This window comes from Oceanobacillus sp. CF4.6 (assembly GCF_051262635.1).
Lineage (GTDB): Bacteria > Bacillota > Bacilli > Bacillales > Amphibacillaceae > Oceanobacillus.
Genome location: NZ_JBIMEX010000005.1, coordinates 53,109 through 66,414 on the forward strand (window position 1 = coordinate 53,109; position 13,306 = coordinate 66,414).

General features: G+C 37.1%; 16 protein-coding genes and 1 pseudogene. 13 read left to right on the plus strand and 4 right to left on the minus strand.

The window, feature by feature from the left end; genetic code table 11:
• The first annotated feature begins 36 nt into the window (after positions 1-36).
• The 3 genes and pseudogenes from ACHABU_RS09650 to ACHABU_RS09660 all read left to right on the plus strand — a co-directional run.
• Entirely contained in the window at positions 37-1,197 is a 1,161-nt protein-coding gene (locus ACHABU_RS09650; protein ID WP_435764625.1) for a zinc-ribbon domain-containing protein, read from the plus strand.
• A gap of 35 nt (positions 1,198-1,232) precedes the next feature.
• Positions 1,233-2,372 carry a S1C family serine protease gene (locus tag ACHABU_RS09655; protein ID WP_435764626.1) on the plus strand — a complete coding sequence of 380 codons (1,140 nt, stop codon included), beginning with the start codon at positions 1,233-1,235 and terminating at the stop codon, positions 2,370-2,372.
• A gap of 170 nt (positions 2,373-2,542) precedes the next feature.
• Positions 2,543-2,626: pseudogene (locus tag ACHABU_RS09660) on the plus strand (YjcZ family sporulation protein); the annotation flags it as partial.
• Positions 2,627-2,676: 50 nt separating this feature from the next.
• Here the strand turns inward: ACHABU_RS09660 and ACHABU_RS09665 are convergent.
• Positions 2,677-4,041: a TrkH family potassium uptake protein gene (locus ACHABU_RS09665; protein ID WP_435764627.1), complete on the minus strand. Its 1,365-nt coding sequence runs from the start codon at positions 4,039-4,041 to the stop codon at positions 2,677-2,679.
• Between the two features lie 42 nt (positions 4,042-4,083).
• Positions 4,084-4,491, minus strand: a complete 408-nt coding sequence (locus ACHABU_RS09670; RefSeq protein ID WP_435764628.1) for a YwpF-like family protein — start codon at positions 4,489-4,491, stop codon at positions 4,084-4,086.
• Between the two features lie 603 nt (positions 4,492-5,094).
• On the opposite strand from ACHABU_RS09670, the gene ACHABU_RS09675 reads away from it, so the two are divergent.
• A complete protein-coding gene (locus ACHABU_RS09675; protein WP_435764629.1) occupies positions 5,095-5,817 on the plus strand; it encodes a hypothetical protein in 723 nt (240 codons plus the stop codon).
• 22 nt (positions 5,818-5,839) lie between these two features.
• The gene (gene nfsA, locus ACHABU_RS09680) at positions 5,840-6,586 is read left to right on the plus strand and encodes an oxygen-insensitive NADPH nitroreductase (RefSeq protein ID WP_435764630.1); all 747 of its coding nucleotides are present in this window, start codon (positions 5,840-5,842) and stop codon (positions 6,584-6,586) included.
• A gap of 36 nt (positions 6,587-6,622) precedes the next feature.
• Here nfsA and ACHABU_RS09685 read toward each other — a convergent pair whose 3' ends face one another.
• Positions 6,623-7,117, minus strand: a complete 495-nt coding sequence (locus ACHABU_RS09685) for a hypothetical protein (RefSeq protein ID WP_435764631.1) — start codon at positions 7,115-7,117, stop codon at positions 6,623-6,625.
• A 120-nt stretch (positions 7,118-7,237) separates the two neighbouring features.
• On the opposite strand from ACHABU_RS09685, the gene ACHABU_RS09690 reads away from it, so the two are divergent.
• From ACHABU_RS09690 to ACHABU_RS09725, 8 genes are all read left to right on the plus strand, one after another.
• A complete protein-coding gene (locus ACHABU_RS09690) occupies positions 7,238-7,441 on the plus strand; it encodes a DUF1657 domain-containing protein (RefSeq protein WP_379496778.1) in 204 nt (67 codons plus the stop codon).
• Positions 7,442-7,533: 92 nt separating this feature from the next.
• Positions 7,534-8,001, plus strand: coding sequence for a YhcN/YlaJ family sporulation lipoprotein (locus ACHABU_RS09695; RefSeq protein ID WP_435764632.1), 468 nt, complete (start codon positions 7,534-7,536; stop codon positions 7,999-8,001).
• Positions 8,002-8,020: 19 nt separating this feature from the next.
• Entirely contained in the window at positions 8,021-8,500 is a 480-nt protein-coding gene (gene spoVAC / locus ACHABU_RS09700) for a stage V sporulation protein AC (protein ID WP_435764633.1), read from the plus strand.
• On the plus strand, positions 8,501-9,517 hold the full coding sequence (spoVAD, locus tag ACHABU_RS09705; RefSeq protein WP_435764634.1) for a stage V sporulation protein AD: 1,017 nt from the start codon (positions 8,501-8,503) through the stop codon (positions 9,515-9,517). It begins immediately after the preceding gene.
• On the plus strand, positions 9,514-9,864 hold the full coding sequence (spoVAE, locus tag ACHABU_RS09710; RefSeq protein WP_379496782.1) for a stage V sporulation protein AE: 351 nt from the start codon (positions 9,514-9,516) through the stop codon (positions 9,862-9,864). The genes spoVAD and spoVAE overlap by 4 nt, the downstream gene beginning before the upstream one ends.
• Positions 9,865-9,879: 15 nt before the next feature.
• On the plus strand, positions 9,880-10,080 hold the full coding sequence (locus tag ACHABU_RS09715) for a DUF1657 domain-containing protein (protein ID WP_435764635.1): 201 nt from the start codon (positions 9,880-9,882) through the stop codon (positions 10,078-10,080).
• Positions 10,081-10,095: 15 nt separating this feature from the next.
• Positions 10,096-10,953, plus strand: coding sequence for a DUF421 domain-containing protein (locus tag ACHABU_RS09720; RefSeq protein ID WP_435764636.1), 858 nt, complete (start codon positions 10,096-10,098; stop codon positions 10,951-10,953).
• A gap of 77 nt (positions 10,954-11,030) precedes the next feature.
• Positions 11,031-12,260, plus strand: a complete 1,230-nt coding sequence (locus ACHABU_RS09725) for a dicarboxylate/amino acid:cation symporter (protein WP_435764637.1) — start codon at positions 11,031-11,033, stop codon at positions 12,258-12,260.
• Positions 12,261-12,324: 64 nt separating this feature from the next.
• On the opposite strand, the gene ACHABU_RS09730 is transcribed toward ACHABU_RS09725, so the two are convergent.
• The gene (locus ACHABU_RS09730; protein ID WP_435764638.1) at positions 12,325-13,302 is read right to left on the minus strand and encodes a zinc-binding dehydrogenase; all 978 of its coding nucleotides are present in this window, start codon (positions 13,300-13,302) and stop codon (positions 12,325-12,327) included.
• Between the last annotated feature and the right edge of the window lie 4 nt (positions 13,303-13,306).

A 13,306-nucleotide genomic window follows, 5' to 3' on the forward strand; every position in this document is an offset into this window, starting at 1 on the left:
ACCGCAGGAGCCCAAATGGTTTTGGAGGTTAGTAAAATGATTCACTGCCCTTATTGCGGAATGAACGTAAAGGAAGAAGAACAGTATTGTATTAAATGTGGAAAACCACTACCTAAAGACATAATGGATCGTATATATAACAAGAAAAAAATAAATAAATTCTGGTATCTACCACTAATAACTGCAGTATTAATTGCTGCTTCTGCTGGCGTTTTTCATTTATTTCTAAAGAGTGAATCAGCTGATGCAAAAAACCTCTACATGCAGGGTGAACAACAACTCGTAGATGGTAACTATAAAGAAGCCAGAGACTTATTTTCGCAGGCATTGGACAACCATAGCCATTTCACTGCGGCAACAACTTCAATGGAATTCGTGGAATTGGCTATAAACATTGATAACTCCCTAGATAAAGCAAGACAATTTGAAGAAGAGCAGAATTTTCAACAAGCTACCTCTTTAACATCTGAAGCTTCAGCAACTTTAAAAAATTATGATGGAGCAGCTGTTGACCACATCATCAAAGATATTGAAGGTCTTCGAAGCAATATAAAAGTGGATGAGCTAAACTACAAGTTAGAACAAGGTCCGCCAATTGAGGAGTTAAAACTAATGCTTTGGGATGCAGAATCTGTCAACCATGAAGATGCAGAAGTAATTACCCAAAACATTCGTAAACAGATTATAGATTTTTATTTTTCAAAAGCCAGTGAACAACTTAACCAAAAACAGTTTAATGATGCCCAGCTATTAGTTGAAGATGGTTTGAAATATGCTCCTCAATCAGAAAAACTGGAGAGCCTTCAAACAACAATTGATAAAGAAAAATCAGCATTTGAAACAGCACAACAACAAAGAATTGAACAAGCAATTAATAGCGCAGCCGAAGAACACGAACTAAACGAGAATGATGCTATAAATCTCGTATCTTCAAGTTTGAAAAATAACGATCAAGGTAATCTCGTCGTGAATGGGGAAGTACAAAGTGTTGCCACTGTTCCAATCACTTCTGTTGTTGTGGAATATTCGATTCTCTCTGAAGGTGGAGTGGAAGTGCTTTCCAATGAAGTCGTCATCTATCCGGATACACTGTACCCCGATGAAGTCGGGAAATTTGAGTTTACACATTTTGATTTGGACACCGAACCTGAAAATCTCACATTGGAAGTAAACAAAATATCTTGGTATACAGAATAATAAATACAACTGGTTTCAGTAAAGAGGAGCTCATCATGAGAAATAAACGATATCCCCCCATTATCATAACTCTCATACTAGTATTGATTGGTATCATTCTAGCCTTACAAATCTATGATAATTGGCATTCCGAGGATATAACCATAAATAATCCTGTTGTTAACGAAGTAGCAACCGACAATACTTCCTTGGATCTTAAATCAATTATTCATAAGGTGGAAAAAAATGTCGTTCAAATCGAAGGCCAAAATGAGGTCAGTAAGATTACTGGATCCGGTTTTCTTTATAATGAAAAGGGCGATATTATCACGAACGCCCATGTTATACAAGATGCAGAAGCGATTCACATAAGAACAGCAAATGCTCAAATTTATCCAGCAGCTGTGATTGGGATTAGTGAGGATGTCGATATCGCTGTAATAAGAGTCCCACAGCTCGCTGGACTTTCTCCCCTTCCGATTGCTGAAGAAACAAATGCGGAAATAGGAGATGAAGTAATTGCCTTAGGAAGTCCACATGGCTTTCAAAATACGGTCACACTAGGGATTATTTCAGGTACAGAGCGTAATTTTTCTGTTGATGGCTATGATTATTCAAATGTTTATCAGATATCCGCTCAGATATCACAAGGAAATAGTGGAGGGCCTCTCATCAAAAGAGAAACGGGTGAGATGATCGGAATTAACTCTGTTGGCACCCAGGATGGGACAATCGGTTTTAGTATCCCCATCGTCGAGGTGTTCGACCAGGTAACCAAATGGTCAAATGAAGCACAGAATGAGCAATTGGATTTTTCAAGCGTTACAGATATCATTGGTTTCTCTGATCCTGATCAGGTTTTAGAAGGAGCAGAATATTTAACTACCTATTTCCTTGAGAACCTGTCTATCAGGGATTATGTTGGAGCATATACGTTACTCGGCAGCTCACTGCAGTTGGAATTAAGCTACCAGGAATTCAGAAATCAATATATCAATATTATAAATCTTGATTTTTCCGAATTAAGCAGTACAATGCTGGAAAACAACCACATTGAGACAATTGTAGAAGTTACGATTGAATCGAATATCCCGAATGAACAGGATACGATAAAAGAAACTTTTCAATTTGAGTTTGTTATTGGGTATGAAAACGATCAGTTGAAAATTCTTGATTATACCGACCCCGAAAGCTGATTAGGCTTTAACTGCCTGTGCGAGAGTTGAGTTGTTTCCAATTATATTTTCTAGTTAAAACGTCTATACACATTATCACCAGATGCATACAGTATTAATGTACCATCGGGAGGTGAAAAAGCATGGGCTATGGATATGGCGGATATGACTGTGGAAACTACGGCGGTTACAGCGGTGGTGGATACAACAACTTTGCATTAATTGTTGTGCTTTTTATCCTATTGATTATTGTAGGAGCAGCATTTTACTGCTAACAAAACAGGCTTGTGCTAAAAATATAGCACAAGCCGTTTTTAATTAACACTTATCCAATAATAATTTTTTCCTTTGGATAATGGTAATTTCGTTTTTCTTTCTTTCCTTTAAATATGAGCAAGAATGTTATGATACCGACCCTACCAATAAACATAAGGAACATGAGCAACATTTTACTCACCGTCGTTAAATCCTCCGTTATACCCAGAGAAAGTCCTACAGTCCCAAAGGCAGAAGTTACTTCAAACAAAATTTGTTCCAAAGAGAACGGTTCAATCACCTTTATGAATAGTACAGAACTAAATACCAAAAAGATTCCAACTAAAGTAACTGCAACTGCTTTTGCTAAATCTTCATCGTAAATTTCCCGATTAAAAATACGAATACTTTTACCTCCACGAATATATGTAAAAACATAAATGGCCGCTAGTGCAAATGTGGTGGTACGAATCCCTCCACCAGCACTGCTCGGAGAAGCTCCAATAAACATTAGAAATGACATAAACAACTGATTAGGTTCAGAAAGTAAACTAACATCCATGGTGGATAGACCGCCACTTCTCGTTGTTACCGATTGAAATAAGGCATAAAAAAAAGATTCATGCCATGATTTATCTGCAAAAAAGGCATTCATATCCAAGAGGTAAATGCCCATCGTACCCACCACGATTAAAATAAAAAATGTGGATGTTGTTACTTTTGTAAACAAAGTAAATCGAAATAAGCTACGTGATTTATTCTTCATAAACAAATATTCCTTCACTTCAATCAGCACCGGAAAACCAATTGCACCAAAGATAATTAGCAGTATATTGATAAACTGAACAAAGTAATCATCCCGAAAAGGAATAAGTGATGCACCGGTAATATCAAATCCCCCATTCGTTATTGCACTGATTGTACCAAAAAATCCATGTAAATAGGCTTCACCTGCTGTCGGAAAATATTGCAGAAAATATGTTCCCAGAATGAGGAAACCAATCAGCTCAATAACCAATAGTACGTAGACAATACCTTTTACTAAACGAACCATCCCTTCAAAACTGGTCTGATTCTGATCTGTCATAATGAGACTTCTTTCCTTCAGCCCTATTTTTTTGCCTAGTAAAAGCCAGATTAACGTACCCATCGCCATAATCCCAACTGCGCCCAATTGCATGATTAGTGCGAGCAATATGATTCCTGTTGTACTTAACGATTCTGCAATTGAAATGGTACTCAAGCCTGTTACACTGATCGCACTTACTGCTGTGAATAATATATCAATAAAAGGAATTTCCACTCCATCCTGATGTGCTACTGGCAAAGCAAGAATGATGGTGGAAAAAAGAACGGCTAAGAGGTAGAAAGACAGTAACATTTGAACTGGTGTTAATTTATTAATCCATCGGTATTTCGCGTAATACAATTTCATATAATTGCTCCTAGCTACTAGAATATTCCGTTTCTATCATTATTAAGCCAATTCTTTAAACTTTTCAAGTAGTTCCTTCCCCTGGAAGCCTTGATTTATTAAATCGGTCAACAAATCTTCAACGATGTTTTTTCTTCTGTCGATAATTTTCCCCATAAATAATACATTCATATCGTCACCAATTTCATTTACACCAAGTACTGTTGTAATAAATGTAGCTGGCTCATTGCTCTCTTTTGTTATCGTAGCCTGCACCATAATTTCATCCTGTTTTTCATATAGCTTACTGAAATATTCGAAGTTTGATTTATCAATATATGCTTCAATAAGCCATTGACTATTGTCGTCTTCTCTATTTATGATGAGTCCATCAAGCAACGTAATATTTTTCTGCTCGATATCCTCGTTGTGATCTACTATTTCCAATTTCTTCAGCTTAAAAGTTTTCAACGTATTCCCCTCGTTCCTCCATATATTTCAGCTAACTAGAGTGTACCAAAAAAAGAAATAATTTAATATGGATCTTTTCTATTTTATCCTTCAAAATGTTTAGTACTTATTTACCCAGGGTATTTATTAGCAAATAATAAAAAATAAAAACTGGGGTGTTCGTATGGATATAATTGAATCCTATAAAATTCAACTCAACGATACGTTGCATATGAAAGAAATTATGGATTTCCATCAGCTTGCTTCCGACTGTAAAGCTAAATATTTATTTATACCGTAAACATATGATAGCAGATGCACAAAATCTTCCCAAACTATTATCCTTTTTTTAACTACTAAAAGAGAAGAAACTTTCACAATAATTAATGATCGGGATCCAGAAGAACAAAATAATCTAACTACTTTTCTCCAACAAAAACCTGTACACGTGTTGCTAAAAGTTGATTATAATACAAGTCAAAACGAATCTTTTGTAATCTAAATCTATATTTTTAACGAAAGAGATCGATGGGGTCTCTTTTTATTTTGTGAAAAAATGAAAATATCTGCTAAATTATTGTATAATTAGATGTATTCACAAAAAAATAATTTGGAGACTTATATATGATTAAAAAATTTATCCTGATTAGTACACTCCTCCTTATTACAGGGTGCTCGAATTCTTCATCAAACGTTATTGAAAAATTGGATACGGATTTAAATGAAGTAAACCAGCAACCGACACTGTTTGAGCAAAAGAAGGAAGAAAAAGTTGAACAATTCATCGAATTTCCCCTAGAGGATGAACAAGTTCTCATTAATTTAGAAATGGTTCCTATCCTGAGAGAATATCTCAATGGAGTTAAAAGTCGCAACGATTCCATAAATGAAATGAAATTGGAAAAGTTGCCATTGAATAATCATCAAATTTATCTGCTTGAGTTTTCCTGCTTTCATGATGCTTGTTCCTATTTAGTATTTAATCAAACTGGTGAAAATCCTGCTTACTTAGTTGCCGATTTAGCTAAGTCAACAAATTTATTTGTTTCTCCGGACCAATCTAAAGTCGCACTGCAGTTTAGTCGTTTAAACGGGCAGAACATGCAATTAAATCACCTTGTTGTAATTGATTTAACGAATTGGCAAGTTCTCTCTTTGAAAAATGAAACAAGTGATGCTAATATCTTAAATTATACATGGCCATATGTTACAGTTGAATGGATCGATGAAGAGAAATTGACAATAAGTACACCAGATATACTTGAACCAACCAACCAGCATATTTCAGAGTGGTATGGAATGGATACTAAAATACGATTCCATACGACTTTATCTGTTGGGAATTAAAATAAGGAGGGCCTTCATAGCAATGAACCAAGTTATTCAAACATTACTTAATCACCGTTCTATACGAAAATTCACAGACCGAAAGCTTTCTCAGGAACAAATTCATACAATTGTAAAATCAGCACAGCAAGCTTCCACCTCCAGTAATGTTATGGCATATTCTATTATCGGAGTAACAGATCAAAATTTAAAAAACGAGCTTTATAAAGTGTCTGGACATACGCATGTTAAAAATAATGCACATATGCTTTTATTTTGTGGGGATTTGCATCGCATCAATCAACTCGCTAATACCGAAGAAAAACAATACATGGAAAGCAATTTGGAGAGTACCGAGCAATTAATAGTCGCAACCATCGATGCAGCTCTTGCAGCCCAGAATGCCACTATTGCTGCGGAATCAATGGGGCTAGGTATTTGTTATATTGGAAGCCTCCGAAATGACATTAATCGGGTAAATGAACTGCTAGAACTTCCGGGTCATGTTATTCCATTATTTGGACTCGTTATAGGCTATCCAGATCATAATCCTGAAATCAAACCGAGACTTCCAATCGATTCCATTTATCATGAAAATAAATACAAACCATTTGCTGAACAGGAACAATTTATTGAAGCATATGATAACGAAATGAGAAGCTATTATGGAAATCGCTCTTCTAATACAAAAGTAGATACTTGGACAGACCAAATGATTCGCAAATTCAGTACACCAACACGCATGGATGTAACCCCATTTGTAAAAAGTAAAAATCTGAATAAGAGATGATAAAAACTGGCGCCTATTGTAAATAGGCGCCAGTTTTTATTGAAATGACAATTCTTCATTATGATCTATATGTATTTGGTTTCCATTCGCTTTAAATGTCGCATTAATATAGATATTCGTATCACCAGCTTCGGGAAAAGGCAATATTTCTGTTGGCAGATAATAAATACCCCCACTCCCCAATTCCTGTGAAATAAAACGATTACCTTCTTTAAAATTATGATTCGTATTTGTATAAGATACAGATACGAATGGTAATTGATGTTCAATTAAAGTTCTGTCTTCACCAATATATTGGAGCGAACATTTTACTTGAACGCCCTGGTTAGATTCTTCAATTCTTATATGAAGTAAAAAATCCTCTACTTTACTTAGCGTGGACGTTGCAGTTACTAGCGACTCCTGCCCCCTATCAAAATAAACACTAAACCCAACAAAAATTAGAAATAAAATAAAAACAGACCCGACTACTTTTAATTTGATGGTTGCCCCTCCCCACTTTTTTAATCGATATCTATAAGACGAATTCATTTTAAAAAAGTTTCATATTTACCATATATTTATTTTTATTACAATTAATGGTAATGGCTATACCGTATATTTACCTCTTTTTTCTGCAAAATAATTAATGTATTTATGAGGAGGGATGAAATGACAGTAGCCACTCAGGTCAAACAAACGATAGCAGGATTAAAAAGTGCTCAGGCAAGTTTCGAACAATTCGCACTCGAAACTGAAAATAAACAAGCTAAACAACTATATCAAGATGCTGCACAACAAACAATGGCAATACTAAACAACGTTGAACCAAGAGTTACCCAAATAGAACAAGAAGAACCACAATACAAACAATAATCAGAAGTGAAGGCAACCAGTTAGATACAGGTGAAGGGGCGGATTTTAATGCCCCCCTTACATACCTCAAACGATAGAGATGGGTGTGAGATATGCGAAAAACCACAATGATTTTTTACTGTTGCATTGCTCTTATCTTGACCGCTTGTGGTAATGCACCACCAACGGAACAAGGAAAAATAAATAATGATGATTCCATTGATATTACAAAGATTTCTAATAATAAACTAGTGAGTCAGCAGCCATCGAACCAGGCGAAAGATATTTTAAGCAATCATGAAGAAATTACTGCCGTAAAAGCTGTGAATACGGAGGACACCCTATTTGTCGCAATAGAAGTTGAACATCATGAACGATTTACATTGTCACAGCTCGAAAAGAAATACAAAAAAGAAATGAAAGATAAATTTAAAGACTTGAAGGTCGAATTTTCAACTGACAAAAAGATTGTCCTTGAACTGAATAAGCTTGAGCAAGACATCAATAATAACAATATCTCAAAAAAAGAAATGGAGAAAAAATTAAAACAGCTTGTTAAATTGGCAAAGGAACAGACCTAAGAGAAAGAGTGAATACGTTATGGCTGATCAGAAAAAGAAAAACTTACCACCCGAAGCACAGAAATATCAAGAATTCCAGTCAAAGCGCGAAGTAAAAAGACCCTTGCTGAAAAACTGCATAAAAGCTTTTTTAGTTGGCGGAATCATTTGCTTTATTGGACAAATCATTACTACATTCTATATATACAATTTTAATTTCACTGAACAAACAGCCGGCAACCCTACAGTGGCAACACTTATTTTCATTACCATGCTTTTAACAGGTTTTGGTGTTTATGACCGAATCGGCCAGTTTGCTGGAGCAGGTTCGGCAGTTCCCGTAACAGGATTTGGGAATGCCGTCATAGCATCTGCAATCGAGTACCGTACAGAGGGATTTGTACTTGGAGTTGGCAGTAATATGCTTAAATTAGCGGGTCCCGTTATTGTGTATGGTGTATTTTCAGCTTTCGTAGTTGCTTTAATAAAAACAATTCTCGTTCAATGGGGTGGCTTATAAATGCTAGCAGGACATCAAACTTGGATATTTAATAAAAAGCCAGTTATTCTAACCACTGGTACTGTCGGTGGTCCCTTTGAAGCTAATGGTAATATCCCAGAAGCATTCGATACACTGCATGATGATATGTGGTTGAAACAAGCTTCCTTTGAAAAGGCCCAGCAGAAAATGATGGAAGAAGCTTGTCAGATAGCTATTAAAAAAAGTGCGATTGAAAAAGAACAAGTCGAATTTTTTATTAGTGGGGACCTAATTAATCAAATCACTCCGACTAGTTTTGCAGCAAGTACAATGGGTCTTCCCTATTTCGGATTATTTAGTGCTTGTGCCACCTCTATGGAAAGTCTGGCTTTATCTGCTGCTATTATTAATGGGGATGGTGCCAATTATATATTAAGTGGATCTTCCAGTCACAATGCTGCCACAGAAAAGCAGTTTCGTTATCCTACTGAGTATGGTGGCCAGAAACCTCCAACCTCCCAGTGGACTGTAACGGGTGCTGGCTGTGCATTGGTAGCCAAAGAAGGTGTTGGTCCAAAAGTAACTTCAGCTACCATCGGAAAAGTTGTCGATATGGGTATGACTGACCCTTTCAATATGGGTGGCGCGATGGCTGCTGCAGCTGCCGATACAATCGAAATTCATTTAAGAGAAAGAAATGTTGATCCCTCTTACTATGATCTAATTATAACCGGAGACCTCGGTCATATCGGCAGAGAGGTCTCATTGGATTATATGCATAAGCAAAATATTCCGATAGACGAAAAAAAATATGTGGATTGCGGACTTACGATATATCGAGAAGGTCAGCCAGTTCTTGCAGGTGCAAGTGGTTCTGCTTGTTCTGCAGTAGTAACTTATGGACACTTTCTCAAACAAATGGCGCAAGGCGAAATTAAGAAAATACTAGTAGTTGCCACTGGATCTTTACACTCAACATTAAGTGTACAGCAAACTGATCCTATACCGTGCATCGCACATGCTGTATCAATTGAATCGGGAAGTGATACGATATGATATTTTTCTGGGCATTCGTCGTAGGGGGACTTATTTGTGTTATCGGCCAAATTATGTTTGATGTTTTCAAACTGTCCCCCGCACATACATTGACGATTTTAGTTGTCAGTGGCGCCATACTCGATGGATTTGGCTTGTATGAACCCCTTATTGACTTTGCAGGAGCAGGCGCCACCGTACCGATTACAAGCTTCGGAAATTCGCTTGTTCATGGTGCAATGCAGGAAGCAGAGAAACATGGGATTATTGGGGTGGTCACTGGGATGTTTGAAGTAACAAGTTCCGGTATTTCTTCCGCTATTATTTTTGGTGTAATAGGAGCCTTAATTTTCAAACCAAAAGGATAAATGGAGTTGATTTGTATGACTGTCGGGTCACAGGTTAAAGGATGTTATTCATCGATTAAAAGTATAGAAGCAAGTCTCGAGATTTTAACAAACAAAGCACAGGAAGTAGAGTCTAAACAAGCATTTGAAAATGTTGGACAAATTATGGAAGAAATTAAGAATGACCTTCAAAAACAAGTGGTAGAGCTTTCAAAAGAAGAGCCCCAATATAAATAGAGAGGAAGATTTGCTGTGCCGGATTGGATTAATGTTGTACTCAGATCTTTAACATTAATAGCCTTGTTATTTTTCCTCGTCAAATGGCTGGGTACAAAACAACTATCACAATTAAATATTTTTGAGACTATATCCGGAATTGTCCTAGGTGGCATTGCGGCCATCCATACGATTGATCCGAATTCTAATTTCAGCTATGCCCTTATAGCTATGGTCATTTGGTTCGTTATTCCTTTCGGAGTGGAAAAAATATCATTAAAAAGTAAAACATTTCGGGATTTTACAGAAGGAAAAAGCACCGTATTTATTCAGGACGGGAAAATTATGGAAGATAATTTGAAGAAAGAAGGATATTCGACAGATGACCTTCTGGAAAAACTTCGTGATAATAATGTATTTCTTGCGTCAGATGTTGAGTTTGCTGTCCTTGAACCATCTGGTACATTAAGCGTACTGCCTAAACGGGAAAATCGTCCACTTACTGCGAAAGATTTAGGCATTAAGCTTGCCCCTGCAAAGGAACCACAAACAGTCGTAATGGATGGCAATGTATTACTGGAACCATTAGCAAACCTATCTCTGAATCCGAATTGGTTGGAAACAGAACTTGATAAAATGAACGTCAGTATTGAAAATGTCTTTCTGGCACAGGCAGATAGTGATGGCCAGCTGACTATTGACTTATATGATGACATGATTGCAGTTCCTGAACCGACAGAAAAGCCATTGCTTCTGGCAACGATGAAGAAGTGCCAAGCTGATTTGGAACTATTTGCTCTTTCTACGGAAAATCCACAATCAAAGGGTATGTACCAACGAAATAGCAAAAAAATGCAAAATGCCATTGATACGGTCTCCCCTTATTTAAGTTAATTTTCTTTTTTATCATTCACCTTTCGTGTACTATAATAGAGTCATTATAAATTAAACACGAAAAGGACTGAATACATGTGAAAGAAAAATTAAAAGCATATCGATTTCCTATTATTCTTCTCTCATCCATTATTATTGGCTCCATTATTGGCCTTATTTTTGGTGAAGAAGCCACCGTTATCAAACCGTTAGGCGATATCTTTATTAATCTGTTATTTATGATTGTTGTACCACTGGTTTTCTTTACAATTTCTTCGGCTATTGCCAGCATGAACAGTATGAAAAGGCTTGGAAAAATTATGGGATCCATGATGACCGTATTTATTGTCACAGCTATTATATCTTCCGTATTTATGTTAGTAGCAACGGTTATTTTCCAACCTGGCTCAGGAGTTGATATTCCATTGACTACTCCTGAGGAAGTCGAGGAGGTTAGTCTTGGAGATCAGCTTGTAAATACATTTACAGTTCCTGATTTTGTTGATTTGTTTTCCAAATCTAACATGCTCGCATTAATCATTTTTTCGGTATTAGTAGGTGTTGCAACGGGCTTAACTGGTGAACAAGGCCGGCCATTTGCAAGATTTTTGACTAGCGCTTCCGACGTATTCATGAAAATTATTCAGCTTATTATGTATTACGCACCAATCGGACTAGGAGCTTATTTTGCATCATTAATTGGTGAATTTGGTACAGCACTTATCGGTGATTATGCAAAAGCCATAATCATTTATTACCCGGTTGCTGTTTTATACTTTGCAATCGGTTTTACATTGTATGCATTTATAGCTGGTGGAAAAGAAGGGGTTACCCGCTTTTGGAAAAACATTCTCTCGCCTGCCGCTACCGCGCTTGGGACGGGCAGTAGTGTAGCTTCTCTTCCTGTCAATTTACAAGCTGCAAAAAGAATTGGAGTTCCAAAAGATATCCGGGAAACCGTGTTGCCACTTGGAGCAACGATTCATATGGATGGTTCCTGCCTCTCTGCTATGTTGAAAATTGCTTTTGTATTCGGGGTATTCAATATGGACTTCAGTGGAATTGACACATTCTTAACAGCGATTGTTGTTTGCTTACTATCTGGTATCGTAATGAGTGGTGTCCCTGGTGGAGGCTTTATTGGTGAATTGATGATTGTTACATTATATGGATTACCAATCGAAGCCTTGCCTATCATAACTGCAATTGGGGTTGTCGTTGACCCACCTGCTACAATGATTAACGCAACAGGGGATACAGTTTCCAGCATGCTTGTTACCAGGCAGATAGAAGGTAAAGATTGGATGAAAACAACTGAAGTTAACTAACTATTAACGTAAGATCTAGATCTTCGTAATAGCAAGAGCCAGCAGATATCTGCTGGCTCTTGTCTTATATTCGAAGTGCAACCTTTCCAAATTGCGCTCCTTCTTTTAAATAATCCATTGCCGCCTGTGCATCATCAAGTGAAAAGGTCTTGTCGACAACCGGTTTCATATCAAAATTAACAACATGATCCAAAGCAGCCTGGAGTTCCTGTCTACTTCCCATTGTTGTACCAATCAGTTGATACTGGCCATAAAAAAAGCGACGTAAATCGAATTCTACCTGATCATCTGTAGTGGCGCCAAAGATTACGATGCGTCCACCTTTCTTTAATACATCCAAGGATCGATTGAATGTCGCCTCTCCAACACTATCAATCACAAGATCCACAGTTTCATTCGCTAATGCTTCTTCCCAGTTACTATTCGTATCAAGTACGACATCTGCTCCTAGTTCTCTCGCCTTATTTCGTTTATCTTCACTGCGAGAAGTAACGATAACTCGGGCCCCTACATTTTTAGCAAAAGAAATTAAATATGTTGCGACACCACTTCCAGCCCCAGGTATAAATATAGTCTCTCCACTTTTAATCTGACCTTTTGTAAAAAGAGCACGGTAACCGGTTAATGCCGCAAGAGCAAATACACCGGCTTCATCCCAGGTGAAGTTTTCCGGTTTTCTTTCTACTTGTTGCTCAGACAAAACTATTTTTTCAGCAAAGGTACCATTTCCTGGCATTCCTAATATATCAAAACCTTTTGGAGGAGCATCACTATTTTCGTACCAGCGAAGCGCAGGATTAATAATTACCTCGTCACCTACGTTAAATCGGGTAACACCTTGCCCAACGGATTCAATAATACCTGCACCGTCCGATCCTAGAATTAATGCTTCTTTATCATTACCTCTTCGATTTGGAATAGACAAATCCCTTCTATTCAGTCCTGCAGCACGTATCGCCACAACAACCTCCTGTTTCCCTGCAGAAGGCTCATCCATTTCTTTCACTTCTAATTTACCATTTTCCAGTACAAATGCTTTCATTTTT

Excerpts from the sequence above, each read along its gene's own strand:
- ACHABU_RS09650 (WP_435764625.1), top strand. The coding sequence starts at position 37 with ATGATTCACTGCCCTTATTGCGGAATGAACGTAAAGGAAGAAGAACAG.
- ACHABU_RS09655 (WP_435764626.1), top strand. The coding sequence starts at position 1,233 with ATGAGAAATAAACGATATCCCCCCATTATCATAACTCTCATACTAGTA.
- ACHABU_RS09665 (WP_435764627.1), bottom strand. The coding sequence starts at position 4,041 with ATGAAATTGTATTACGCGAAATACCGATGGATTAATAAATTAACACCA.
- ACHABU_RS09675 (WP_435764629.1), top strand. The coding sequence starts at position 5,095 with ATGATTAAAAAATTTATCCTGATTAGTACACTCCTCCTTATTACAGGG.
- nfsA (WP_435764630.1), top strand. The coding sequence starts at position 5,840 with ATGAACCAAGTTATTCAAACATTACTTAATCACCGTTCTATACGAAAA.
- ACHABU_RS09685 (WP_435764631.1), bottom strand. The coding sequence starts at position 7,117 with ATGAATTCGTCTTATAGATATCGATTAAAAAAGTGGGGAGGGGCAACC.
- ACHABU_RS09690 (WP_379496778.1), top strand. The coding sequence starts at position 7,238 with ATGACAGTAGCCACTCAGGTCAAACAAACGATAGCAGGATTAAAAAGT.
- ACHABU_RS09695 (WP_435764632.1), top strand. The coding sequence starts at position 7,534 with ATGCGAAAAACCACAATGATTTTTTACTGTTGCATTGCTCTTATCTTG.
- spoVAC (WP_435764633.1), top strand. The coding sequence starts at position 8,021 with ATGGCTGATCAGAAAAAGAAAAACTTACCACCCGAAGCACAGAAATAT.
- spoVAD (WP_435764634.1), top strand. The coding sequence starts at position 8,501 with ATGCTAGCAGGACATCAAACTTGGATATTTAATAAAAAGCCAGTTATT.
- spoVAE (WP_379496782.1), top strand. The coding sequence starts at position 9,514 with ATGATATTTTTCTGGGCATTCGTCGTAGGGGGACTTATTTGTGTTATC.
- ACHABU_RS09715 (WP_435764635.1), top strand. The coding sequence starts at position 9,880 with ATGACTGTCGGGTCACAGGTTAAAGGATGTTATTCATCGATTAAAAGT.
- ACHABU_RS09730 (WP_435764638.1), bottom strand. The coding sequence starts at position 13,302 with ATGAAAGCATTTGTACTGGAAAATGGTAAATTAGAAGTGAAAGAAATG.